Origin of the sequence: Methanobacterium aggregans (assembly GCF_017874455.1) — an archaeon.
Lineage (GTDB): Archaea > Methanobacteriota > Methanobacteria > Methanobacteriales > Methanobacteriaceae > Methanobacterium_C > Methanobacterium_C aggregans.
Genome location: NZ_JAGGLN010000002.1, coordinates 335703 through 359126, shown reverse-complemented (window position 1 = coordinate 359126; position 23424 = coordinate 335703). Strand labels below are relative to the sequence as shown.

Below are 23424 nucleotides of genomic sequence, written 5' to 3'. Positions count from 1 at the left end.
AAAAACAAATTTTTGTTATTTTTCAGCTTCTATAAAGGGATTTAATTCATTTCATATTTATAACTTTAGACATATTACTATTTTTGAAAAACAGTTCAATGCATTGAATAAAAATAAAAATTAAATTGGGCATTATCCAAGGATGCCCATGGCTTTATTGGTTTTTTCTATGGATCTTGCAGGATCATCTTCAAGTTCCAGCATAGCCCTTATTGCATCCACATTTTCAGGTACAACATCAGATTCCTGGTGCACAGCCTGCATGTAGTAAAGTTCTCCATCCACAACGTTAATGGACTCTTTCCACACTGCTATTTCGAAGAGGTCGCTTCTTGGCCTTCCAAGGTCTTTTGCATACTCCATTACCTCTGCAGTTGAACCTAAACCCTTTGAAGCTTCTACAAGAATAACCCTTGGGGTCTCTTCTAACTTGTCAATAACATCATCAACAGTTACTGAATTTTCAAGTTCAACCATGAGGTTGTGCTGATGCATTAAAGTTGTTGGAACCAGTAATGCCATTGTGGTTATGTTGAGGCCGTTCATGACTGTCTGAACATCTGGACCGTGGTGTGATGGTACTGTTGGTGGGTTGGGAACTATTGCATTTATTGGACCTTTTTTAACCTGTCCTGGATCTGCTCCACGCCTTACCATAACTGCTCTGACCTTTTTTATTCCTGCAAGGTCATTTATTGGTTTTAAGGTTCTACAAAGACCTGTGGTGTTGCAGGACACTACCCTGACGTAGTCTGCTCCAATTGCATCGTTGAAGTTGGCGAATGAGTTGAATGACTTGCCTATCTGGTCGTGTTTTTCTCCACCCTGGAATGTGGATTTTATTCCAAGTTTTTTGTAGGTTTCCATGTTCTTTGCACCGATACCTTCAGGGGTGGCATCAACTATAACATCCACTTTATCGTAGAAATCTTCTATTGTACCACTTATTTTGATACCTGCCTCTTCAAACAGTTCTTCTCTTTCAGGAACACTTATGTAAAGGGGATAACCCTTTTCAACAGCCATCTTTGATTCAAAATCGGGTGTACGTTTGGTAACCCCTGCAAGTTTCATATCGTCCTGGGCAGCAACTGCATCTGCAACTCTCTTACCTATGGTACCGTATCCATTTATTCCAACAGATTTCATGATTAACCTCCGTTTTTAAACGTTTCGCAACGATTTTTTCTAAGATATATTCCCTTTTATATTTTAACAGAATATTTCAGATAATTTTTAAGTGTGAATTGAAAATGGAGTTAATGAAATAAGTTTCAACATAAAAACACCATTTTATACAACTTTTTATATTTTTCATTGTATTATAAATTTTATGATCTTAATTTATCCATTTTAAATTTAAACTATGAAAAAAAGTTTTTAAAAGGGGATTATAAAAAAGATGGATTTTAATAAAGTGATTCTGGGATAAATAACATTAAGAAATGTGATTGCAGTAAATCAAGGTTTCAAAATCAATAAAACAGAATATCCTAAAATTTAACAGTGTAAAATGAGAATTAATCAATAAAAAAAAGAAATAAAAATGTTTTCCAACCTTGGTTTGGCTGAAAAATATATATTTAGATGTATTTTTACATTGCATCAAGTTTTTCAGGCAGATACTTTTCAACAACGTACTCAAGTCCGTACTTGGAGAAAGACTGCTGCTCTGCTTTTTTCCCGATTTTGAGCATCTTCTTGATCTCATTCTGCCAGAACTCATCCTTGTACCTTGGGTCCTTTGAAAGTTCCTTAAGACGCAGAACATCTATGTCTTTAAGATTGTCCGTTGGAAGATCATAGTTGATGATATCTGATGCTGTAACTCCCAGGAACTTGGCGTCTGGTGTTGCAAGCTCATGGTTCACATGGGCAAGCTTCGCACTTCCAGACATTATAACCATGGCAATGTGGAATCCCCATGGGTCTCCGTCGTTACAAATATAAACAGGTAAACCAAGTTCTTCATGGGTTCTTTTAATGAACCTTCTGGTTGCACGTGCAGCCTGTCCCTTGAGTCCAACGATCAAGCAGTTGAATTTTTTGTAGGCCTTCTCCTGAACCATCCTGTGGAACATACCCATGGTTTCAACAGCTATAACCCTCTCAACACCATGGTCAACAAATTCAATATCATCTATTGTAGGGGAGATGCTGTAACCTGATTTACCGGATTTCAGTGCGTTTAATTCCACATCATCGTCTTTAAGGGTCAGGTCACCGTAAACAGATGCTCCATCTTCCTCTGGCATGAGTCCAAGGTCTTCACGGGTTATTCCCAGGGTAACTTCAAGGTCTTCACCTATTAGGTTTGATTCATCCTGAGTTCCAAAATCAACATCCCAACCCTCTGAAACGTAGTACATCTCCCTTATGGTTGCTGTTTTTCCTGTCTGGACAAGACCTTTACAGAAGTTGGCCATACTAACCATTTGGGCGACCTTCTTGATCTGCTTCACGTTTCCAAGGGATCTTTGCCCGTACCTGTCTCCAAGAACGTAGTAACGTTTTGATTCATCGTAGACTATGTTGGACGTACCCCTTGAAGGAACCTTTACTGCAGGAACAGTTCTCTTCTCAACGTCGTCTATTATTGTATTTCCCAAGCCTTTGAGTCTGGCCAGGGCTAAATCTCGTCTATTCATTGTTGACCTCACCTAAAATCTTTGGTTTTCTTGTTACCTTTGCCAGAACCTCAGCATATTCTGGAACATCCCTTTCTGCAAGAATTGCAGCTTCCGTAAGTATAACTGGCACATAGGATTCGAAGATCTTTGAACGCATTTCTTCTTCTTTTGCAGCCTTTTTAGCGTTTATGTATTTTTGAAGATTTCTAGCTATCTTCATGGTTGCCTGCCTTATCTCGTGGAGTATTTCAGCTTCAGGTGCAACACTCTGCTTACCTGTTGAAAGGTAAGGAACATTTGTTGAAATTATGTTAACAAAAACAGTTATTGGGGCGTTTTCAAGGTCCCTTATGCCGTACCTTTTCCAGTCAATACTTTTAAGGGCTTCTGTTATTGCACAGCTTCCTGCGTCAAATGTTAAAGGAACTCTGTTTGCAAAACGCATGATCTCTGCTTTTTTCTGTTCTCCAATAACCCTTCCAGAATCTCCCCCATAGGCAATACCTGCTTCAACTATGAATGAAACTCCCCCCTTATAGGTCCGGGGCTTTCTGGTTGTAACTGCAACAAATTCAGGGTTTAAAATTTCCCTTATACCCTTTTCAATCTGTTCCTTTCCTATAGGAATTAAACCAGCAGTTGGTGGAGCCATGAAATCCATCTGACCAAACAGATCAACTATTCTCTCAGCTTCTTCCCATTTCATATCCTTGGGGCGTTTGTTGAGGTCTATTCCAGTTGCTTCCTCAATTTCAGTTACCCTCTTGTTGGACATCCTTGAGAGCGAACTTGTAAGAAGACTCCTGAATCTACGTTTGTCAGTGTGTTTTGCCATGAATATAAGGTCGTCTGCTGTAACACCTCTAGGATGAGGTAAAACTTCTTTAGGAAGTGGTGGTATTTCATTGGAACTTCTATCGAAGATATATTTATGTCCTGTTGGGTCCCTGAAGGTTATTTTTGCGTGTGGGTTTGCAATCATGGTCCTTCGTATGTACTCATAGGCCCCCTGTTCACTGAGGGAGTAGGAAACATCTTTAAATTGCAGTTCTATTGAAACACCGGTGGAATCAACATCAACTTCTTTCCTCTCAAGTATGAGTCCTTTATTTTGTTTGACATCCATTTTGAATGTCATTTCAACGCCCTTGATCTCATTTCCCTTTCTGTAACCAGAAGTTACCTTTGCAGGTTTTCCAGTTGTCATCTGGGAGAGAAGGACACATCCACTGCATCCAAGACCTTGCTGACCCCTGGATTGGACGTTCCTGAATTTTGAACCTGCAAACATGGTACAGTAAACACGGGTTATGAAGTCTTCTGGAATTCCAGGTCCGTTATCTTTATGTTTTAATATGTAATGGTCTTTATCGACTCTTTTGAGGTCTATGGATATTTCCGGTAGTATACCTGCTTCCTCAGCAGCGTCGAAACTGTTTGTTATAAGTTCGTGGAAAACTATGGTTAGGGATCGTATTTTACCGGAAAATCCCAGCATCTGTTTGTTTCTTCTGAAAAACTCAGATGCAGTGAGTTCTTTAAACTCTTCAAAAAGTTCTGATGCTTCTCGCTCCAAAGTTAGCCTCCTTTAAAATATAATTGTATAAAATTAACTGATACTTAGTTAACCCCAAAAATGGATTTAAAAGATTTAAATCCTTAAATTTATTAATTGAAGATTTATAGTAATTTATCTTCTTCCTTGGCCATTTTATGAAATTCTCTTACCTTCATTTCACGGCTCTTCTTTTCAAGGAATGAGTAAACACTTTTATGTCGGGAACCGTTGAGTATCATTTCAACAGCTTCCTTCGCAAGGTGGATGTGGGTCATGTCACCTATTATTGCAACTGTTTTACCGTAGATAGAAATATCAACACCAGTCATGTCGGTTATGATGTCTCTGGTACGTCCATCTTTCCCTATTATCCTTCCTTTCTGCCTTAATATTGCCTTTTTTGATTTTCCGACATAATCAGGAAGGTTTATTATTTCTAGGAGCACTTCATCATCTTTCAGTTTAAGTGCAATTTCAGGATTGAACCCTCTACCCACAGCTTTAACTATGTACCTGGCTTTCCAGACAGCTAATGGATCTTCAGCATCTTCTCTTGGAGATATGGCAATGCTTCCAGATTCGCTGTCAATTTCTATTAATGTTTTAGTTGCATTTTCAATTTCTTCTTTTGTAATGCCCTGTTTTCCAATGACGGCCCCAACACGTTCGCGGGGGATCTTGAGGTATTCAGTGTTAGGCATAATTTCACCTCACTGTATGAATAATAAATATATTACAGTATCCTTTATAATATACTTTTCTATGATTTTGAATCCATAATTCTACTTTTAATCTCTTCTTTCGTTATTTTAAGGCCCAGTTTCTTAAAATCCTTTGCCAGATTGTCAATATCTCTATTTAAGAGCTCCCTGGATAGTGGATGATCAACAACCATGCCCTGAGATATGTCAATTATAACTGGCTCATCATCCTTTATTAAGATATTAAAGCCTGATAAATCTCCATGGACTAATTTGGCATCGTTATATAAAATTTTAACGTATTCTATTATTTTTTCTGAAACTTTTACTGGATCAGAAACTTCAGATAATCTCATGGGGAGTGCAGGGTTTCCTTCTTCATCTCCTATGAACTCCATTACCAGAACGTTATTTTTAGCAATTAATGGTTTAGGAACCTTGACTCCAACTTCGTAGGCTCGTGTAAGATTCCGTAATTCTTTGTTAACCCATGTACTGATGAGCTGACGTTTATTACTGCTTTTAACATTGAATCTGGGGTCGCCCTGAATGTAGTGTTGCATTTTTTTGAAATCTGAGGTTGTTACTCTGTATATTTTAACTGCAACGAAGTTTCCATCATCATCAATGCCTTTGAATACATTTGCCTCTTTTCCAGTGCTTATTGCGCCGTTTAGAATATTTATGTATCCCATTTTGGCAAGTTTGTAAAGTGTTTCAAGTGTTATCTTATCAAAGACTTCGCTTCCAACTCTTCTGTCTTCAACGCTCTTTAATCTTTTTTCTGATAACAATTTTCTTAAGTTATCATCTGCTTTTGATACTTTTGAGCTCATAATGTACTCCTCATGATAAACAGCCTTGAAACAACCTTAAAAGCCGTATGAAACATAACTCAAACAGGATTAAAAGTCTTAAAAAGCTTTAAAATAGTATGATTTATATTGTTCAACCATTTATAAACTTGAATGTTCTTAAAATTTATGTTAATATTATAATTTTAAGTATCCCTTACGTTCAAGCCAGTTAGCTTCAGTTCGGGTGTATCTCCATATGACGTCGGCTTTTTCATCGCTCTGGAATTCCCATGGTTTTATGAGTACAACGTCTCCTTCCCTTATCCATATCCTTTTTTTCATTTTACCGGGAATTCTTGTAAGACGTGTTTTACCATCGGAACATCTAACTCTGAGTTTTCCATGTCCTAATATCTGTTCAACTACTCCTGGTATTTCTCCCCTTCGGGGTGATCGTACTCTTCTTACTTCTTGAGGTGCTTGATTATGTCCTTTATTCAAATACTCTCCTCCTAATTTTTTTTTTGGAATATCAAAGATTGAGTTATAGGTATATAAGTAAGATCTGCAGTTTTAAAAATGGATCCTTAAATATGAAACCCATTTCATAAAAATTTTATCTTACTGTACTACTATTCTCCTGATCATTTAATCTCTTTATTTATATAGGTTGTTGGTGTATATAAAAAGGAGTATTTATCCAAGTTGGGGTTCATGAAAACCTATTTTTTTTGTTAGATTTCCAAAAATTAGGAAAGGATCACTGCACAGTTAATGATTGATCAAGGAACACCTCCAATGGAAACCACCTTCATATCAATTTTCACAAGATGGAGGCGGATCATTAATTTCCAATCCATAAAAAACATCTTATTTGTACGTCATATCACATTTTTCCGAGAGCACATGAAAAGTAAAATCCAAATATGTCTTGATGCATATGTTGATTAAATGGATTATGATTCACATCATATATTTTTATTCATTGAACAACAAGGTATAATTGAATTAATAGAGTACTACGGTTAGTTGGTAATAATGGGAACAGAATTTCTAAAAATAATGGATCCTGAAGAAGTGGAAGAAATAATTTCAGGTTTACCCTTCAAGACAAAAATTGAAAAAATTTCCATTGAAGAAGCTCATAAAAGGGTTATTGCAGATGATGTGTATGCAACCATCAATTTACCTCCATTTAACAGAGCCTCCATGGATGGTTATGCTTTAAAGGCAGGAGACACCTTCAAAGCAACGGAAGAGGAACCAGTTTCATTAAAGCTTCTGGAAGTTGTTGGTGCCGGTGATGTCCCTGAAAAAGGGATAGAACATGGAACATGTATAGAGGTTTCAACAGGAGCACCAATACCTGAAGGTGCAGATGGGGTTGTGATGGTTGAATCAACTGACAAAAAAAATGCAGGTGGCAACGAAGAAGATAATGAAATCCTCATTTATGAAAGTGTTGCAATGGGTCAGAACATAGCTGCGGAAGGTTCAGATGTGAAAAAAGGTGACCTACTCCTATCAAATGGCACAATTTTGACCCCTAATAAAATTGGAGTTTTAAGTGCTATGGGGTTGGTTGAGGTACCAGTTTTTGCAAAACCAAAAGTTGCGGTTATATCTACTGGAAACGAAGTAATAGTTCCGGGCCAAGACCTTGAATACGGTAAAATTTATGATATAAACTCCCGAACAATTTCAGATGCAGTTAAAACATGTGCATGCACACCAATACACTCAGAGATAGTGAAAGATGATTATGATTCATTAAAAAATAAAATAAATGAATTTAAAGATGCAGATATTATAATAACCTCTGGAGGAACATCTGCAGGTGCAGGGGATGTTTTAAGGATGGTTATGGATGATATTGGTGAAGTCCTTGTACACGGGATAGCTGTAAAACCTGGAAAGCCAACATTAATTGGTTTAATACCTGAAGGTTCAGATAAAAAGGTTTTATTTGGACTTCCAGGGTATCCTGTAGCTGCATTAATGGTTTTTCACATTTTTGTTGCAAAATTTTTAAGGAGAGCTGCATCTTTGAATGATAAAAATTCAAATATTCCAAAGTTCAAACTGAATTTATCAAGACGATATCGTCCAGCTCGGGGAAGAAGTCATAACGTTCTTGTAAAAATTGATGGGGATACTGCAGTTCCAATACTTAAGGATTCTGGTGCAATAACAGCCCTTGCAGAGGCCGATGGATTTATAAAAGTGCCTAAAAATGTTGAAATTATTGAAAAGGGAAGTCCAGTGGAAGTTATTCCATTTGATGTTAACTTTTAGTTTTACCATCTACTCTACCCTTTACTCATTCTCCCTTTTTAAACTCATTTTTGGTTGATTTCAATGGACGGTGTCCCACAGATCCCCCAGAACAACTTTTTTATCAGTTTCAACGAGATTTGGAATTTTTCCAATGGTGCCTGCAGACTCGCCAACGATCACCAGAACTCCCTGCATGATCCCTTTAAAATCATCAGCCCTTTCAAGGCATTTTTGAACTGCATCCTCATCTGTAACCCCCTTTGCATTGTTTGCAATGGAGGTTGCAAGTGCATCTGCAGTGCTTGATTCACCTGCAAAAACTGTAACAGAATCTGCCCTTCCAAAGCTTATAGAATGTCCAACAGTTCCTGATGAAGTGCATATGCCCATTGGAGTTTTCTCATGCTTTATTTTAAATCCCAACTCTCCTGAAAGGGATGAATCGCCAGCATATAAACCTACTACTGTATCTCTGTTGGTTTTAATGGATATATCCCCTCCATTATCTACTATAACATATTTTGAACCCTTATTTAATAGAAATCCCATTGAAAGTTGGGATATGGTTCCTGCAACAGCAGCCATAGGGCCCACCTCTGCTTTTCTCCCAGCACGAGCCATCAACTTAACTATCTGGGGTGCATCTTCATGTGATTCAATGATCACGGGCTCAAGACTCGTTAAAAAGTCAGGATCTTTACGAATGTACCCTTTAAGCTCCTCGCGCTGCTTGAATACGAAACTGTAAAGCTCCCTCACTTCAAGGTCAGTTTTCACTAGGAGGTTGGTTTCATGGATCTGGATACGTTTGATTTTGATATTCCTGGAATTCATCAAATATTTTTTATATCATGAACTCTACATAAAGGATTCTAAACGAAATAAAAATCCAATTACATAATCCACTTGTAAATAATCCACTTATAAAATTTTACAACAACTGAAAGGGCATTTATTTTGAAGGATTAAATCAAAAATAATCAAAAATAACTGGTCAAAAATAATTAGATTCCAAATTTACACAAAATATTTAGATTACAAGGTAGAGATATAATGGAGTGATTGATATGATTGGTAAAAAAGTGAAATCACATCCAGGTGAACGGGTACTCTTTGAAACCCGACCAAGATTCATGGTAAGTTTAAAATCAACCTTCCTAAAATTCATAATTTTACTAATTATTTTCCGTTTCTTCAGCTCAATAGTTGAAGCTACTGCAAACCTGCAGAACTACATCATAACCATGGTTCAAATACCTCTTGTTGCGTCTGTAACCATAATATTAATGCTTCTGGCATTATTTTTGTTCTTTTGGATAATATGGGATGTTGTATCTTGGAAATCCATAAGTTACCTTGTCACTGACCGTAGGGTCATAGTTCGAAGGGGACTTCTAAGAAAAAAAAGAGTTTTCATGCATTACAATAAAATCCAGGATGTTTCAGTCTCCCAAAGTATCACAGAACGAATCTTCAATTCCGGTGACATAGAAATATTTGGTGGTCATGAACGAACAACACTGCTCCTTGAGGATATCCCAGATCCTGGTGAAGTTGAAGATATGATAAACAGGCTGATAGAAGGAGATTCTGATCTTGAAGCAGATTATGAAAGCTACGATAGTGAAGTTTACAACAAGGTCTACAAAAAACCACCAAAACAGAGGCAGAAACAGAGGTTTGAAGGGGATATAATCTCGGATTATGACAAAAAATTTAAAAAATGAATCAGATCGAAGTTCATGAGGTCATTGTATGAATTGAGGTAGAGGTTCTAAACAGTTCATACTGATACTTTTTTATCTGATGCAAATAGAATGAAATAAAGGATCATAACTTATTTTTCTAAAATTGGATTTAGATAAAATTGGATCTACGAAGTTGCTTAAAATCCAATTTAAATAGGTTTCAATCCATCATAATAAAATTTTATTGTGACTGAATGATACAATCAAATGATCAAAAGTGGGATAGGATAACATGAATGATTATGACGTTGCAGTTGTGGGTGCAGGGCCTGTAGGATCAAGTTTTGCAAGACAGATGGCACAGAAAGGGTTTAAAGTAGGCCTAATTGAGAGAAAAAAAGAAGTAGGTGTTCCGCTTCAGTGTGCAGGGCTTGTTGGAGAAAAAATAAGGAATACGAACCTTCTGCCTGAAGAATTCATAATGAACAAGGTATATGGAGCTTACCTGTATTCTCCATCAGGCACTATGTTATCAGTTGCTAAGGGCGAACCTGCAGCATACGTTCTTGACAGGGTTGCATACGATAAATTTTTAGCAGAACAGGCAGTTGAAGAAGGTGCAGATCTACTCCTGAACCACCGTGTGAACAGGGTGGACATTGAAAATGGTGAAATTTACGTTAAAGACCATGGAAAGATATCTGCAGATGTGATTGTGGGGGCAGACGGCCAGGGATCTTTTGTTTCAAGTCATATGAACCCCCCGTCAAAAACTGTTCAGGCAGCCCAGTACCTAGTTGATATGGGATCCAATGTTTTCAACAGCGACTATGTTCAGCTCCACGTGGATTCAAAGGTATCCCCTGGATTCCTGTGGGTGATCCCAATTTCAGAATCAATGGCAAGGGTGGGACTCTTCGCAGATTCGAGCTACCAGAACTTGAACCAGATACTGAAAGACTTTATAAGCACTGATAAACAGTTCAAAGGAGCATCAGTTGTTAAAAAATATCAGGGATTCATACCTCGTCACGATCAGAAAAAGAAGATATTAAATGGCAGAACTATACTTTTAGGGGATGCAGCATCCCAGGTGAAACCAACAACTGGCGGGGGCCTTATAATTGGGTTTAAATGTGCTAAAATGGCTGCAGATGTGGTTTCAAACGCCCTGGATGTGGGAGATATTGGGCTTCTTCAGAACTATCCAAAGAATTATATGAAGGAATATAAAAAAGAGCTCAGAATGCAGCTTGAAGTTCAGAAGATATTTGGGTCCATGACGAATGAAGAACTTGACAGAATGTTCATGAAGCTTAAAAAAGGCGGTGCTGAATCAATGATATCAGAATACGGAGATATGGACACACAGTCCACTCTCATAAAGGAAATGATTAAAAACGGGCTTCTACTATCCATTCTTCCAGGAATCATACTAAAGGGGTTGTTTAATTTATGGAAATAGTTCTTATAATGTCCCAGGAACATACAACCCTTCCAAAGGCAGAGGTTGAATCAATACTAAGGGCAGAAAATATTCCGTTTAAAATAAAAAAGGAATATGAAGGTGTTATAACCCTGGAAATTCCAGATGAAAAACTGGAAGCCTTTAAAAAAATAGAGAAAAGATTTTCATACGTACACGAGGTCTCCAAACTTTTGATAAACACGGATGAGCAAGGTTTAATGGATGAAATCCAAAATTATCCATGGAAAAACCTTATAAAAAAGGATTATGCCGTGAGAATTAAGAGAATGAATAAAAGTCAAAAATTCAATACAACTGACCTTGAATGGAAGATGGGTGGAATAATAAACGACATGATGCCAGATAACGTTAATGTCAACCTCAAAGACCCCGAAACATTCATCAGAACCATTTTCATAAATGATGAAGTCATGGTCTGTGAAAGAATTTTTAAAGTGGCTAAAAAACACTTTCACGACCTCAAACCCCATAAAAGACCATTTTTCTACCCTGGATCAATGAGTCCCAAACTTGCACGGTGCATGGTGAACCTCACCATGGTTGGGAAGGGAGACAGGGTCCTGGACCCATTCTGCGGAACTGGAGGAATACTCATAGAAGCAGGAATAATCGGAGCAAGTGTTGTTGGGGCAGATATAGATGAAAGAATGGTTGAGGGGACAGTAAAAAACCTGGAGTACTGCGGTATAAAGGATTATGAGGTTTTCCAGTCAGATGCACGACACATAAAACTCCCATACAAGGTAGATGCAATTGTTATGGATCCTCCATACGGTATATCTGCGTCAACAGGTGGAGAAGAAAGTCAGAAGCTTTACAATCAATCAATGCACTCCCTTCAGAACCTGGTTAAGGATGATGGGCTTGTGTGTATGGCAACACCTCACTACATGGATATGAATGAAGTGATCAAGGATACAAGTTTTGAAATAATCGATCAACACCATATAAGAATGCATAAGAGTTTAACAAGGGTTATATCCCTTTTGAAGAAGGTTTAAATTATCAGAGAAAAGTTAGGGCAGTATTTTTAACAGTTTTAATTAATTTTAAAATTTTTACTTAAAAATACTCTTTTTTCTACTATTATTTTAATATTGCTTTTTTTTAACTGAATTTTTTTTCAGACAATTGTTCTATTTTTATTCCTATTTCCGTGGTATTTCATTTAATGATAAATTTATCAATTGAAAGATCAAATACTATCATAGAACAATAATTCAACAAAAAATATGGAAGGGGAACTTTTTGAAGGTTAAAATATTTGATACAACACTTAGAGATGGAGAACAAACCCCTGGAGTTTCCTTAACTCCGGATCAGAAGCTGAGAACTGCTGTTAAACTCGATGAACTTGGAGTTGATGTTATTGAGGCAGGTTCCGCAATTACATCTGAAGGAGAAAGGCAGGGAATAAAAAACATAGTTTCAGAGGGGCTTAACGCTGAAATATGCAGTTTTGCAAGGGCAGTTAAGGTTGATATTGATGCAGCACTTGACTGTGGCGTTGACAGTGTCCATCTTGTTGTTCCAACATCAGACCTTCATATAAAGCACAAACTGAGAAAAACCAGGGAAGATGTCAAGGGATTTGCAGTGGAATCAACAGAGTACGCTGTTGATCATGGACTGACAGTTGAATTATCTGCAGAAGATTCCACCAGAACAGATTTTGACTTCCTGAAGGAAGTTTTCAGGGAAGGAATAGATGCCGGTGCCCAGAGGATATGTGCATGTGACACAGTGGGAATGCTGACACCTGAACGTGCCTATGAGTTTTACGGGGGCCTGACAGATCTTGGAGTTCCTGTAAGTGCCCACTGCCACAACGACTTTGGATTGGCAGTTGCAAACACCCTGTCCGGTTTAAGGGCAGGTGCAGCCCAGGCCCATGTAACAATAAACGGTATAGGGGAGCGTGCAGGAAATGCATCCCTTGAAGAACTTGTTGTAGCACTGCACTCCCTTTACAACGTTGAAACAGGGGTCAACATAGGAATGCTCTACGACATGTCAAGGACCGTTGCAAGGATGACTGGAATATACCTCCAGCCAAACAAGGCAATAGTGGGCGAAAATGCATTTGCACATGAATCAGGAATACATGCAGATGGAGTTATGAAAAAGGCAGAAACATATGAACCTATAACGCCAGAACTCGTTGGACACAAGCGCAGATTTGTAATGGGTAAACATGTGGGCTCCCACATCATAAGGCAGAAGATAGATGAAATGGGCCTCAGGGTGGATGAGGACAGGTTCCAGCAGATATTTTCCAGGATAAAAGCCTTGGGTGATATGGGGAAGTGTGTTACAGATGTTGATCTTCAAGCAATTGCTGAGGACGTTCTTGGAGTTCTTCCTGAAAAACCAGTGGAACTTGAAGAGCTCACAATCGTCTCAGGAAACAAGGTCACACCAACGGCATCAGTCAAACTCAATGTGGAGGGCATGGACAAACTCGAAGCCGGTGTGGGTGTTGGACCGGTAGATGCAGCCATAGTTGCCATAAGAAAGAGTATGGCTGGCGTTGCAGACATAACCCTAGAAGAATACCACGTGGATGCAATAACCGGCGGTACAGACGCACTTATAGATGTTGTTATCAAGCTTCGGAACGGGGAGAACATAGTGAGTGCAAGAAGCACCCAGCCGGACATCATAATGGCCAGTGTAGAGGCAGTTCTGGGTGGAATAAATAAAATATTGAGTGATAAAAAGATCAGGGAATCTAGGGGAGATTCCAACTGAAAATATCCTTTAAAAACCATTTTAAATCATTTTTTTATTTTAATAACTTAAACTTAATGAGCACTAAATTAAATTAATGAACACTAGAAAGAATCTTATTTAAGATTTGTTTAAGATCCAAATCATGATTTGTTTTAATTTATTTAAGATAATGAGTTTAAAATAAAATAATAACTTTAAACAACATTTAAAAGGGAATAATATGGGGCTGGAAGGAAGGATAAAAACTAACAAGTTATTTATAATTATTTCAAAGTTTTTTAGGGTATTGAATCACTTTTTAACCACGTATCTTAGTAGATTGCTCACAATAGGGTTTCTCATACCCCTTATAGCTACAGCAATTAATTCAAAGAACTTTAATGAAATAATCAACCTTATAGAAGTTTTTGTTCTTGTTGCAGCCACACTCTCACTTCTCTCCTTCACGTATGTAATGGCACTGGAGAACATGAAAGAAAAGGTTTTAAAATCTATTTTAAGTGCAGGGGAACTGTTTTTCATGTCAACAGTGCAGTTCATTGTGGGTTTGTTCCTCCTATTTGTTTTAAACTCTTTTGGAATTGGATTTCTTCCAGTATCAACCTTAAAATTATCTTTGAACTGGAACGATCTTTTAGGAGTTCTAATCTTCATCTTCCAGATAGTAGTTATTTTTGAGATAGTGTTTGCACTTTCAAAATTCTTCAAGGGAGTTACGAAAGTTTACTGGACATTCAGAATAGAAGGATTTGCATCGATCATTCAATCAGGGCAGGAAAAAATTTTAAAAGTAAAAAAAAATAATAAAAAAGATAATGAACAGGATTTATCGATTGAATAACAATAAAATCAATTATTAAAGTAAAATTATAAGTAAAAATCAACAGGGACGATTAAAATGGACTCTAAAATTATTTATCCCAAAATACAGGTTGCAGGTTTCAGATACAGGGTTGAAAGTTTTCAAGATCTGATGCAGAAGATGGATGATTTAAACCTGAACTGCACAGTACAATTAATGGACGCAAGGGCAGTTGCAGGCAAAAAAAATGCTGTGAATGCTGCACTGCAGGCATTAAATGCGTTCCAACGGAAGGAAAATATTGCAAAGGATTTGGGCCTTGAAATATGTCTGCGTGCATCAGCCCAGAGGCAGATATCCCGTGCACTCCATATTCTCGGGATAAAGGAAGGAGAGATGGATATCTGTGCAGTTGCTGTGGGCTGTAGTGAGGATGTTATGCCAAAGCTTGAACTTGTACTCGGTGAAAGGGACCATCAGGTATTTGAACCCGATGAAAACCTTCTAAAAAAAATTTACAACATCAATGACACTGAAATTGAAGCTGCAGGAACAATTTCAAGGGTACTTATTGAGAGAACAGCTTTACTTGTGATTGGTAAATGAAAAGGGAATGAAATTCAAGAAATAATTAAATAAAATAATTTTTACAATCTATAAAATAGGAAATACTTATAAAATTAACTTTTTTTACAGATTTAGGATGATCTAAGAGTTTCAAGAATAATCTCAGAGATCTTTGTGATGTTTTCATTATTCAAACAGTCAACATCAAGATTTTTCATCTCTACACACACAGCCTTTTCTTTTAACCTATCGTAACGTGGACAAACTGTTACAATTCCACCACCATCAACATCAAAGCCGTGCCTGAGTTCATAACCCAACTTTTTGGGATCATCCGAAGCTATGCACACATTAATGCCCCTTTTATCCCTGTGATATATTTTGAGTTCACTCAGTTTTTCTTTCAAAATTTTACAGGATTTCAAGGTCTTTGAAACTATCTCTGGAGCATTTTTTATTTCTTCAGCTATACCTGCACATGTCACAGGATCAGCTTTCAAGCTCTTTAAAATGTAATTAGAACTATATAAAATCTTTTTATTGTTGGTTGTGATGAATCCTCCACTTCCAACATTCACTGTCTTTGGAGATCCAGTGGATGCAATTATAACATGTGCATGGTTTCCATTTGCAAGCATTTTCTCAGGATAGCCAATGGATCCAGATGCATCCTCAACCAGCACAACTCCATTGTCATCACAAACTTCATATATCTCCTTAACTGGTTGTTCTGCCATGTAACCCGCAAAACTTGTTATAAAGAATGCTTCAGGGTTTTGAAATTTGACATGTTCACTTAAAACATCAGGGTTTATTATTCCCATATTTGTGGGTACCTCAACAGTTTCAATACTCTTGAAATCTGCCATCTTCCTGAAACCACTCCAACCTCCCTGATCTGGAACCATTATCCTTTCTTTGAAGCTGCTCATAACTGCAAGTATTGCAGAGTTACCGCTTCCAACAATTTTAGCGTATTCATGCCCTGTTGTTTTTGATACGATCTCTTCTGCAGCAGATACTTCTTCGTATCTACTTCCAGGCACGTGTCTGATGTTGAGGGCAGATTTACACATGGCTTCTCTTGTAGCCTTTGATGGTCTTCTAAAAACGAGTTTCAATTAAATCCTCCATTTATTTCAAAAGATATTCAAAAATCTATTTAGGTATGAAAGCATCAAGAGTTGTCTGTCTTGACTGTAAAAGCTCTTTTAAAAGGTCGCTCTGTTTAACGAACCTGTCCATTGGTAGTTTTAACTTCGTTGATATGTAGTTGAGTGCAGACTTCATATCCTCAAATTCCTGGTAAGGCTGGTTCATTGCATGTCTAACATTCTCACGCACGTTGAAAACTCCGAGGGGAACGTATCCATTGTAAGCTTCCCTTAAAACTATGGCTCCTGCCTGTTTTTTCATACGGGTAAGTTCTTCCAGCACAGCCATTTTGCAGGTGTAGTAACATCCCCCAACCCTTGAATATCCTTTTTTGCCACTATTTTCTTCATAATCTGAGAATATCAATTCTTCACGATTTAAAACATGTAAAAATGCTTCCATCCACTCGTACTGCCACTCAAGGGGTAGGAGGAGTATGGCGTAGTAGTTGTTGAGGCTTGAAAATTCATAGACCCTGTGGGAATCTATTAGATCATTGTATCTAACCTCTTTTAAGAGATGATCGGCTATGGTACTATCACATGCTGTAATGGACCATCTGGTTGGTACAAGACGCCTTCGTTTACCAACACCCATTGCACCCACAGAAAATGCCTTCTGCATGTTGGAAAATGGAACATCCTTATTGTGAAGATCCATCAGGGCATCTGAAGCCTTTAAATCACTGTCGTAGTAAGTTTTCTCAAGTTCATGATCCCACTTCACACTGTCAATATCGAACTTCTGTATAAGGGCACTTGGGCCGTGGGGTGCATGTTCATCGCTGAAAGAAAGTCCACGAGGTTTGTTTCCAAACTCCGCTGCACTGTCTATTGAGTTGGATGCAAGGGATATCTCCTGAAGCTTCTCCACAAAATTGTTTTCAAGATCCCTTATCCCCACAAGCTGCTTTCCACGAACCAGGTTGAGCCTGTAACCAATTATGTCCTCCTGAGTTTTCTCCTGGGGGATCCAGGACTCAGGAGTGTCCATTATAGTTGTATCTCCCTGAAGAGGTGCAATCATTGGGCCTGCATATACCTTGGGGTAGTTCCAGCTTCCTATAAAAACAGATGGAGGGGTACTGCCCTCAAGTTCTTTACCAACATCCACAGACTGCATCTTCATCCGTGATGTCAATTTTTTGAGGTAAGCTGTTTTTCCGTTTATCATGTTGTTAAATAGTATCCATTTTATTCAATAAAAAATTAGTGAGGAGTTGATAAGTATTCATGAAAGTTGGAGTTTTTGATCAATCCATCCTACCTTTTTACAAAGGTCAGGGATGCTGAATTCATGCAGTACCTTTTACCTGTGGGCTCTGGACCATCATCGAAGACATGTCCAAGATGTGCATCACATCTGGCGCAGAGAACCTCGGTTCTCACCATAAGAAGGCTTCGATCTGATTTCGTTTGAACATTTTCTTCTGCAATGGGTGCCCAGAAACTTGGCCATCCTGTCCCTGAATCGAATTTCGTTTTTGAATCGAAGAGATCCGTTCCACAGCAAACACACCTGTATATACCATCCTCATGGCAGTCATGGTACTTCCCAGTAAAAGCAATTTCCGTACCTTTTTCCCTTGAAACCCTGTAAGAATCTGGAGTAAGAAGTTTTCTCCATTCTTCAGGGGTTTTTTCAATTTTTTCCACAATTTCTACTTCACGGGTTTTGTGGGAGTATATTGGAATCCTTTCAGAATCATGGGAACTTGAGCTTTTCATAGATAATATATTTTGATTTTTTATCATAACTTTTTTTTTATTTTAGAAAAATCACTGAAAGAATTCATAAGATAAACCTTTAAAAGTTATAAAATCAACTAATTAAACATCTAAATATCTTAATAACTACCTAATAACTACCTTAATAATTTATATTTTTGGGTGAAGATATGTCCAACCATGAAGTTAGTACTGATAAAAAAGATTACATAGAAGTTTCTGAGGGTATTAAGCGCAAAACATTGGTTTACGGTTCTAAAACATTGTTAACGGAGTTTGTACTGGATGGTGGGAATAATCTGCCAATGCACAAACATCTGGAGGAACAGACAGGATACCTTGTATCTGGAAACATAATTTTAAAGATAGATGGTGAGTATTATAACATGAAACCTGGTGACAGCTGGTCCATCAAAGGGAATATAGAACATGGGGCTGAAATAAAGGAAGATTCAGTTGCCATTGAAGTTTTCTCTCCAGTTAGGAAAGATTACATTTAGTAAATTACTCTGGATTGAAATAAAACCATTAAAAGGACTAAGATTTTTTTATAGAACACTTTTTTCTCTTTTTCAATCAACAGAAAATTAGAAAAAAACATCAGAAACCCTAATGAAGCTGCAAAAAAAAATATTAAAAAAAATTTAATAAAAAAAGAGGTTTTAAGCCAGTTCAATGGTGCTTGGTGGTTTATCACTTACAGAAAGTGCAACATGGGTTACTTCGGATATTTCAGCAGTTATTCGCTGTGAAATTGTTTTAACCATGTTCCATGGGAGTTCTGGTACATCTGCAGTCATGGCATCCAGTGACTCAACCATACGTATTACAACAAGGTATCCATAGTCCCTTATATCTCCCTTAACTCCTGTAACTTTGGTATCTGTTAAAACTGCAAAGTACTGCCACAGAGTTTTATCTAACCCTTCCTTCTTGACTTCTTCGTCAACTATTGCGTTTGCTTTCCGGCATACCTCTATTTTTTCAGGAGTTATCTTTCCTGCAATACGCACAGCAAGTCCCGGCCCCGGATAAGGTTGTCTTGATATCATTTCATCAGGAAGGCCCATTTCACTTCCCAGTAACCTGACTTCATCCTTGTAAAGTTCTCTTATGGGTTCAACAACCTTAAGAACAAGTCCATGGGGCAGTGCAACGTTGTGATGGGATTTGATGTTTCCCTGACTTTCTATCCAGTCCGGAGCTATTGTGCCCTGAACAAGGAATTCAGCTCCTTCTTCTTCTGCAATTCTTTCAAAAACCCTTATGAATACTTCACCGATGATCTTCCGTTTTTCTTCAGGGTCCTCAACACCCTCAAGCCTTCCCAGAAATTCATCTTTAGCATCTACAGAAACGAAATTGAGCCTATTTTCAAATGTTTTTTGAACGTAATTTGCTTCTCCTTCACGTAAAAGTCCGTGGTCAACGAAGACTGCAAGTAACTGGTTTCCTATTGCTCTAGATGTTAAAACAGATGCTACAGAACTGTCAACTCCTCCAGATAATGCTATTATGGCTTTTTTATCGCCTATTTTCCTTTTTATTTCTTCTATGGATTCTGTTATAAAATCAGATGGATCGAACATTTTTTCACCTTAAATATTATGATCTATTTTTAGGGGAACAAGTATAAATTTTTAGGTATATGATGGGGATGTTTTTTTTTGATGGAAGTCGTATACCCCCTCATATCATATAGAATCGTGTTACAATTTGGAAGATAGAAAATGATAGATATATTGATAATATGATTATTATGAATAATGGTAAGTTTTTAGGGCTTAAATTTATTTTTTTACCCTTTAACACTATTTTTTCTCTGTTGTTGTAGAATATTAGGAAGAACATTGGGGCTATTGGGATGAAATATCTTCCCTGCACTCCTCCGATTAGGTATGCACTTATTTGCCCCCATGTTGTATAAATAGCAAGGAAAATTAAAAATGAAATAATGGAAAAGGGGATCATTGTGATTATTTTTTGTTTTGTTTTGATTTTTAATTGATTTTTATCTAGCAACGAAACCAAAATAAGCACACTTAAATAACCAAATACCATGAAAAGAGGTAGGGGACTGTTTAACCATCCAAAACAACCAACAAAACTGTTTAAATAAAAAGTGAAGTTACTGGTTATTGTGTTGATCAATATGTTTGTGAAGTGGATAGGATCTATTAGTATGTGGGTTACTGTATTATTCTGCGCTTGATTGATCGTTGAAATGGGTGTTGCTATCTTCAGTAGATAATCCCACAATCCAGTAATTGTTATGGCTGTTAGTAAGGTGGACAGAAGTACCACTATTTTTCTCATTTTGTTCCCAAAGTTTTCCTGTGGTATTATGAGGAGTAGTAGTAGTATTAGGAAGTATCCTGTTTTTGATAGTGTTAGGGTTATTGTTAGGAGTAGGAGGGCGATGATCTGTTTTTTTCCGATTTTTGTGGTTTGGAATGTGTATTTGAGTATTGTTGCTATTGTTAGGAAGGATATTGCTATTGTGAAGCTGTCTGCTGAGAGTGATGCTGCTTGTGCTAGTGTCATGGGCATTAGTGCTAGTAGTGTGAAGACCCATTTGTGGATGGGTGTTATTTTTATTGCCAGGTAGACGAGTGTTAACCATACTAAGAGGTTGATTAGTCTGCCTGCGTACATCAATGTGAGCACGGAACAGTTAAACAGGTTAAGAAATGCCATCACAACTGCAGAAGCAACATACGGAAGCGGAGGATAAGATATGGGTATGGGGCAGTTTAGATTGTCTGGATGTATTAAAACATTTTTATTTGTCCCAACTGGTTCTGATAGGGCGGAAAAAATTAATTTTAACGGAACTTTACTATCTGGATATCGTAGGTATCTAAATTCACGGGTTGTATCTTTTAAAACTCCTGAAACATGGAATCCTGCTTGATTTCCTACCTTTTCTGGAGTAAATGTGCCTTGGCTTAAAAGGTAAGATTTGTAAAAGTGCACCTCTTCATCTGGAACCTGGAATGGGGGTGTTACAATCAGAAAGAGTATTCCATAGATTATTCCAATTATTAAAAAGATCTTCTGCGGGGGCATTTCCTTTATTGCAGTTAGCATGGAATATTACTATTTCCTTATGTATTATAAAAACTTTTTTAATAAAACCCTCATTTAAAGGTTTTATTCTAAAATAATCAAGTTTATTTCATGTATATTTGTAAAAAAATGATATTAAAGTGCTAAACAGATAAAAACTAGATAAAACCTTTCTTATGGTTATATTTTTTTAAAAAAATATGAAATTTAAAAATAAAATCTAAGAGCTATTACACGAATTGAAATGGTTAAAAATATTAACACAACAATTGTGGTGAATAAAGACAGGTTAGGGCTTAAATTTATTTTTTTACCCTTTAACACTATTTTTTCCCTGTTGTTGTAGAATATTAGGAAGAGCATTGGGGCTATTGGGATGAAGTACCTTCCTTGGGCTCCTGATATTACATTTGCACCCAAAGGAGTCCATGATGTGTACAGGTTTACCAGTATTAAACTAAAGGGGATAATGAATCCTGTAATGGCGATTATTTTTTGTTTTAAAAGCATTTTTAACTGTTCTTTATCGAGCAAAGCAACTAATACTAATACGATCAAATAAACGAGGGTTAAATCATAGGGTAGGGGTGTATCCAACCAGCCAAAGCTCCCAACAAATGATATGACATAATCTTTTGAGTAAACACTTAAAGTATGAAGGAATATTCCTCCAAAGTTAAGGGGATCTGTAATTATGGAGGATAAAGTGTTGGTACCCAGGGCGGTTGCAGTTGTTTTAGGGGTCAATAACTTCAATAAATAAGTCCATAACTGATTGGTAATAATGGACGTTAAAAATAGGGAGATAATTAGGGTCATCTTCTTTATTAGTCCACCTAACTTATCTTTGGGTATTATGAGGAGTAGTAGTAGTATTAGGAAGTATCCTGTTTTTGATAGTGTTAGGGTTATTGTTAGGAGTAGGAGGGTGATAATCTGTTTTTTTCCGATTTTTGTGGTTTGGAATGTGTATTTGAGTATTGTTGCTATTGTTAGGAAGGATATTGCTATTGTGAAGCTGTCTGCTGAGAGTGAGGCTGCTTGGGCTAGTGTCATGGGCATTAGTGCTAGTAGTGTGAAGACCCATTTGTGGATGGGTGTTATTTTTATTGCCAGGTAGACGAGTGTTAACCATACTAAGAGGTTGATTAGTCTGCCTGCGTACATCAATGTGAGCACGGAACAGTTAAACAGGTTAAGAAATGCCATCACAACTGCAGAAGCAACATACGGAAGCGGAGGATACCCTGCAGTTGCTAATTTACTCAGAAACATTCTATCACTCCTATCGAAAGGCTGTGATAGTGATACAATTTTCTTAAAGCTTATCTTTTGTGCAGGGTTGAAACTGAGGTAACCAAATTTAATCACAGTTTCCCTAACATTTTTAGGCAGATAAAATCCATTTTGATCTCCGACTTTCTCTGGTGCAATTGTGCCTTGGCTTAAAAGGTAAGATTTGTAAAAGTGTGCAGGTTCATCTGGAACCTGGAATGGGGGTGTTACAATCAGAAAGAGTATTCCATAGATTATTCCAATTATTAAAAAGATCTTCTGCGGAGGGATTTCCCTAATTTTGTTAATCATTAAAATAACTCGTTATCATTGAATTATAAAGCTTTCCATTTAATATAACGATTATTAAGAAAAATTTATTATTTATGGAGGTCCTTACAAACCCCATAAAAATTCTCGAAGATCTTCTCACCGTTCTCAGTATGATGAACTTCAGGATGGAATTGTATTCCATAGATAGGCTTAGTTTCATGTTTCATTGCCTCAACACTGCATATCGAAGAAGATGCAAGGAGTTTAAATCCTTTAGGAACTGTTTTAATCTCATCTTTGTGGGATGCCCATACTTCCATTTCAGGTCCAAGTCCCTTGAAAATCTCATTTTCATCGATTATATCCAGTTTAATTTTGGCATAGCTTTCAACACCCGCAGCACCTATTTCTCCACCGTAGGTTTGTGCTATGATCTGGTGACCCAGACATATTCCAAGTATGGGAATATCCAGATTTTTGATGTACTCTGCACAGTTTCCTGCCCTTTCAATGGATGGGCCACCACCTAAAACTATTCCTGCAGCTTCTTTTTCCTTTATTTCATCTAAAGTTGTTGTGTTGGGTATCATCTCTGCAGGTATCTTGAGGTAGTGCAGAGTCCTGTAAATTCTGTGATTGTACTGTCCGTGATTGTTAACAACCAATATCTTCATATAAACTCT

At 37.3% G+C, this 23424-nt stretch carries 22 protein-coding genes; 8 read left to right on the top strand and 14 right to left on the bottom strand.

What is annotated here, in order from left to right; genetic code table 11:
* Positions 1-132: 132 nt before the first annotated feature.
* The 6 genes from J2756_RS04520 to eif1A all read right to left on the bottom strand — a co-directional run bounded on the left by J2756_RS04520 (position 133) and on the right by eif1A (position 6187).
* On the bottom strand, positions 133-1149 hold the full coding sequence (locus J2756_RS04520; protein ID WP_209582993.1) for a phosphorylating glyceraldehyde-3-phosphate dehydrogenase: 1017 nt from the start codon (positions 1147-1149) through the stop codon (positions 133-135).
* Between the two features lie 446 nt (positions 1150-1595).
* Positions 1596-2648, bottom strand: a complete 1053-nt coding sequence (locus J2756_RS04515; RefSeq protein ID WP_209582992.1) for a DNA topoisomerase IV subunit A — start codon at positions 2646-2648, stop codon at positions 1596-1598.
* Positions 2641-4206, bottom strand: a complete 1566-nt coding sequence (top6B, locus tag J2756_RS04510; RefSeq protein WP_209582991.1) for a DNA topoisomerase VI subunit B — start codon at positions 4204-4206, stop codon at positions 2641-2643. The genes J2756_RS04515 and top6B overlap by 8 nt, the downstream gene beginning before the upstream one ends.
* Before the next feature lie 104 nt (positions 4207-4310).
* Positions 4311-4889, bottom strand: coding sequence for a KH domain-containing protein (locus tag J2756_RS04505; protein WP_209582989.1), 579 nt, complete (start codon positions 4887-4889; stop codon positions 4311-4313).
* Between the two features lie 59 nt (positions 4890-4948).
* The gene (locus J2756_RS04500; protein ID WP_209582987.1) at positions 4949-5725 is read right to left on the bottom strand and encodes a serine protein kinase RIO; all 777 of its coding nucleotides are present in this window, start codon (positions 5723-5725) and stop codon (positions 4949-4951) included.
* 156 nt (positions 5726-5881) lie between these two features.
* Entirely contained in the window at positions 5882-6187 is a 306-nt protein-coding gene (eif1A, locus tag J2756_RS04495; protein ID WP_209582985.1) for a translation initiation factor eIF-1A, read from the bottom strand.
* Between the two features lie 537 nt (positions 6188-6724).
* On the opposite strand from eif1A, the gene J2756_RS04490 reads away from it, so the two are divergent.
* Positions 6725-7981 (top strand): molybdopterin-binding protein, encoded by a 1257-nt coding sequence (locus tag J2756_RS04490; RefSeq protein WP_209582982.1) that lies wholly within the window; start codon positions 6725-6727, stop codon positions 7979-7981.
* 60 nt (positions 7982-8041) lie between these two features.
* Here the strand turns inward: J2756_RS04490 and J2756_RS04485 are convergent, their stop codons facing one another.
* Complete coding sequence (locus J2756_RS04485; RefSeq protein WP_209582980.1) at positions 8042-8797, bottom strand: UPF0280 family protein; 756 nt, start codon at positions 8795-8797, stop codon at positions 8042-8044.
* A gap of 233 nt (positions 8798-9030) precedes the next feature.
* Here J2756_RS04485 and J2756_RS04480 point away from each other — a divergent pair, with 233 nt between their 5' ends.
* The 6 genes from J2756_RS04480 to cgi121 all read left to right on the top strand — a co-directional run bounded on the left by J2756_RS04480 (position 9031) and on the right by cgi121 (position 15281).
* Positions 9031-9690 carry a PH domain-containing protein gene (locus J2756_RS04480; RefSeq protein WP_209582978.1) on the top strand — a complete coding sequence of 220 codons (660 nt, stop codon included), beginning with the start codon at positions 9031-9033 and terminating at the stop codon, positions 9688-9690.
* A gap of 253 nt (positions 9691-9943) precedes the next feature.
* Entirely contained in the window at positions 9944-11116 is a 1173-nt protein-coding gene (locus J2756_RS04475) for a geranylgeranyl reductase family protein (protein ID WP_209582976.1), read from the top strand.
* On the top strand, positions 11107-12141 hold the full coding sequence (locus tag J2756_RS04470) for a TIGR01177 family methyltransferase (protein ID WP_209582974.1): 1035 nt from the start codon (positions 11107-11109) through the stop codon (positions 12139-12141). The genes J2756_RS04475 and J2756_RS04470 overlap by 10 nt, the downstream gene beginning before the upstream one ends.
* Before the next feature lie 247 nt (positions 12142-12388).
* Entirely contained in the window at positions 12389-13891 is a 1503-nt protein-coding gene (locus tag J2756_RS04465) for a (R)-citramalate synthase (protein WP_209582972.1), read from the top strand.
* 202 nt (positions 13892-14093) lie between these two features.
* Positions 14094-14714 (top strand): hypothetical protein, encoded by a 621-nt coding sequence (locus J2756_RS04460; protein ID WP_209582970.1) that lies wholly within the window; start codon positions 14094-14096, stop codon positions 14712-14714.
* Positions 14715-14771: 57 nt separating this feature from the next.
* The gene (cgi121, locus tag J2756_RS04455) at positions 14772-15281 is read left to right on the top strand and encodes a KEOPS complex subunit Cgi121 (protein ID WP_209582969.1); all 510 of its coding nucleotides are present in this window, start codon (positions 14772-14774) and stop codon (positions 15279-15281) included.
* A 92-nt stretch (positions 15282-15373) separates the two neighbouring features.
* On the opposite strand, the gene J2756_RS04450 is transcribed toward cgi121, so the two are convergent.
* The 3 genes from J2756_RS04450 to msrB all read right to left on the bottom strand — a co-directional run bounded on the left by J2756_RS04450 (position 15374) and on the right by msrB (position 18124).
* Entirely contained in the window at positions 15374-16363 is a 990-nt protein-coding gene (locus J2756_RS04450; protein ID WP_209582968.1) for a DegT/DnrJ/EryC1/StrS family aminotransferase, read from the bottom strand.
* Positions 16364-16400: 37 nt separating this feature from the next.
* Positions 16401-17570 carry an Nre family DNA repair protein gene (locus tag J2756_RS04445; protein ID WP_209582967.1) on the bottom strand — a complete coding sequence of 390 codons (1170 nt, stop codon included), beginning with the start codon at positions 17568-17570 and terminating at the stop codon, positions 16401-16403.
* Positions 17571-17659: 89 nt separating this feature from the next.
* Positions 17660-18124 carry a peptide-methionine (R)-S-oxide reductase MsrB gene (gene msrB, locus J2756_RS04440; protein WP_209582966.1) on the bottom strand — a complete coding sequence of 155 codons (465 nt, stop codon included), beginning with the start codon at positions 18122-18124 and terminating at the stop codon, positions 17660-17662.
* Positions 18125-18294: 170 nt separating this feature from the next.
* Here msrB and J2756_RS04435 point away from each other — a divergent pair, with 170 nt between their 5' ends.
* On the top strand, positions 18295-18624 hold the full coding sequence (locus tag J2756_RS04435) for a cupin domain-containing protein (RefSeq protein ID WP_209582965.1): 330 nt from the start codon (positions 18295-18297) through the stop codon (positions 18622-18624).
* A 162-nt stretch (positions 18625-18786) separates the two neighbouring features.
* Here the strand turns inward: J2756_RS04435 and guaA are convergent, their stop codons facing one another.
* The 4 genes from guaA to J2756_RS04415 form a co-directional block, all read right to left on the bottom strand.
* Positions 18787-19713, bottom strand: coding sequence for a glutamine-hydrolyzing GMP synthase (guaA, locus tag J2756_RS04430; RefSeq protein ID WP_209582964.1), 927 nt, complete (start codon positions 19711-19713; stop codon positions 18787-18789).
* Positions 19714-19813: 100 nt separating this feature from the next.
* The gene (locus tag J2756_RS04425) at positions 19814-21214 is read right to left on the bottom strand and encodes a DUF2142 domain-containing protein (RefSeq protein ID WP_209582961.1); all 1401 of its coding nucleotides are present in this window, start codon (positions 21212-21214) and stop codon (positions 19814-19816) included.
* Between the two features lie 186 nt (positions 21215-21400).
* Positions 21401-22780, bottom strand: a complete 1380-nt coding sequence (locus J2756_RS04420) for a DUF2142 domain-containing protein (protein WP_209582960.1) — start codon at positions 22778-22780, stop codon at positions 21401-21403.
* 68 nt (positions 22781-22848) lie between these two features.
* Positions 22849-23415 carry a GMP synthase subunit A gene (locus J2756_RS04415; protein ID WP_209582957.1) on the bottom strand — a complete coding sequence of 189 codons (567 nt, stop codon included), beginning with the start codon at positions 23413-23415 and terminating at the stop codon, positions 22849-22851.
* Positions 23416-23424 lie beyond the last annotated feature (9 nt).

Coding starts and splice junctions, on each gene's coding strand:
- J2756_RS04470 (WP_209582974.1), top strand. CDS start 11,107: ATGGAAATAGTTCTTATAATGTCCCAGGAACATACAACCCTTCCAAAG.
- J2756_RS04460 (WP_209582970.1), top strand. CDS start 14,094: ATGGGGCTGGAAGGAAGGATAAAAACTAACAAGTTATTTATAATTATT.
- guaA (WP_209582964.1), bottom strand. CDS start 19,713: ATGTTCGATCCATCTGATTTTATAACAGAATCCATAGAAGAAATAAAA.
- cgi121 (WP_209582969.1), top strand. CDS start 14,772: ATGGACTCTAAAATTATTTATCCCAAAATACAGGTTGCAGGTTTCAGA.
- J2756_RS04420 (WP_209582960.1), bottom strand. CDS start 22,780: ATGATTAACAAAATTAGGGAAATCCCTCCGCAGAAGATCTTTTTAATA.
- J2756_RS04480 (WP_209582978.1), top strand. CDS start 9,031: ATGATTGGTAAAAAAGTGAAATCACATCCAGGTGAACGGGTACTCTTT.
- J2756_RS04425 (WP_209582961.1), bottom strand. CDS start 21,214: ATGCTAACTGCAATAAAGGAAATGCCCCCGCAGAAGATCTTTTTAATA.
- msrB (WP_209582966.1), bottom strand. CDS start 18,124: ATGAAAAGCTCAAGTTCCCATGATTCTGAAAGGATTCCAATATACTCC.
- J2756_RS04475 (WP_209582976.1), top strand. CDS start 9,944: ATGAATGATTATGACGTTGCAGTTGTGGGTGCAGGGCCTGTAGGATCA.
- J2756_RS04515 (WP_209582992.1), bottom strand. CDS start 2,648: ATGAATAGACGAGATTTAGCCCTGGCCAGACTCAAAGGCTTGGGAAAT.
- J2756_RS04505 (WP_209582989.1), bottom strand. CDS start 4,889: ATGCCTAACACTGAATACCTCAAGATCCCCCGCGAACGTGTTGGGGCC.
- J2756_RS04415 (WP_209582957.1), bottom strand. CDS start 23,415: ATGAAGATATTGGTTGTTAACAATCACGGACAGTACAATCACAGAATT.
- J2756_RS04520 (WP_209582993.1), bottom strand. CDS start 1,149: ATGAAATCTGTTGGAATAAATGGATACGGTACCATAGGTAAGAGAGTT.
- J2756_RS04445 (WP_209582967.1), bottom strand. CDS start 17,570: ATGATAAACGGAAAAACAGCTTACCTCAAAAAATTGACATCACGGATG.
- J2756_RS04490 (WP_209582982.1), top strand. CDS start 6,725: ATGGGAACAGAATTTCTAAAAATAATGGATCCTGAAGAAGTGGAAGAA.
- J2756_RS04500 (WP_209582987.1), bottom strand. CDS start 5,725: ATGAGCTCAAAAGTATCAAAAGCAGATGATAACTTAAGAAAATTGTTA.
- J2756_RS04435 (WP_209582965.1), top strand. CDS start 18,295: ATGTCCAACCATGAAGTTAGTACTGATAAAAAAGATTACATAGAAGTT.
- J2756_RS04485 (WP_209582980.1), bottom strand. CDS start 8,797: ATGAATTCCAGGAATATCAAAATCAAACGTATCCAGATCCATGAAACC.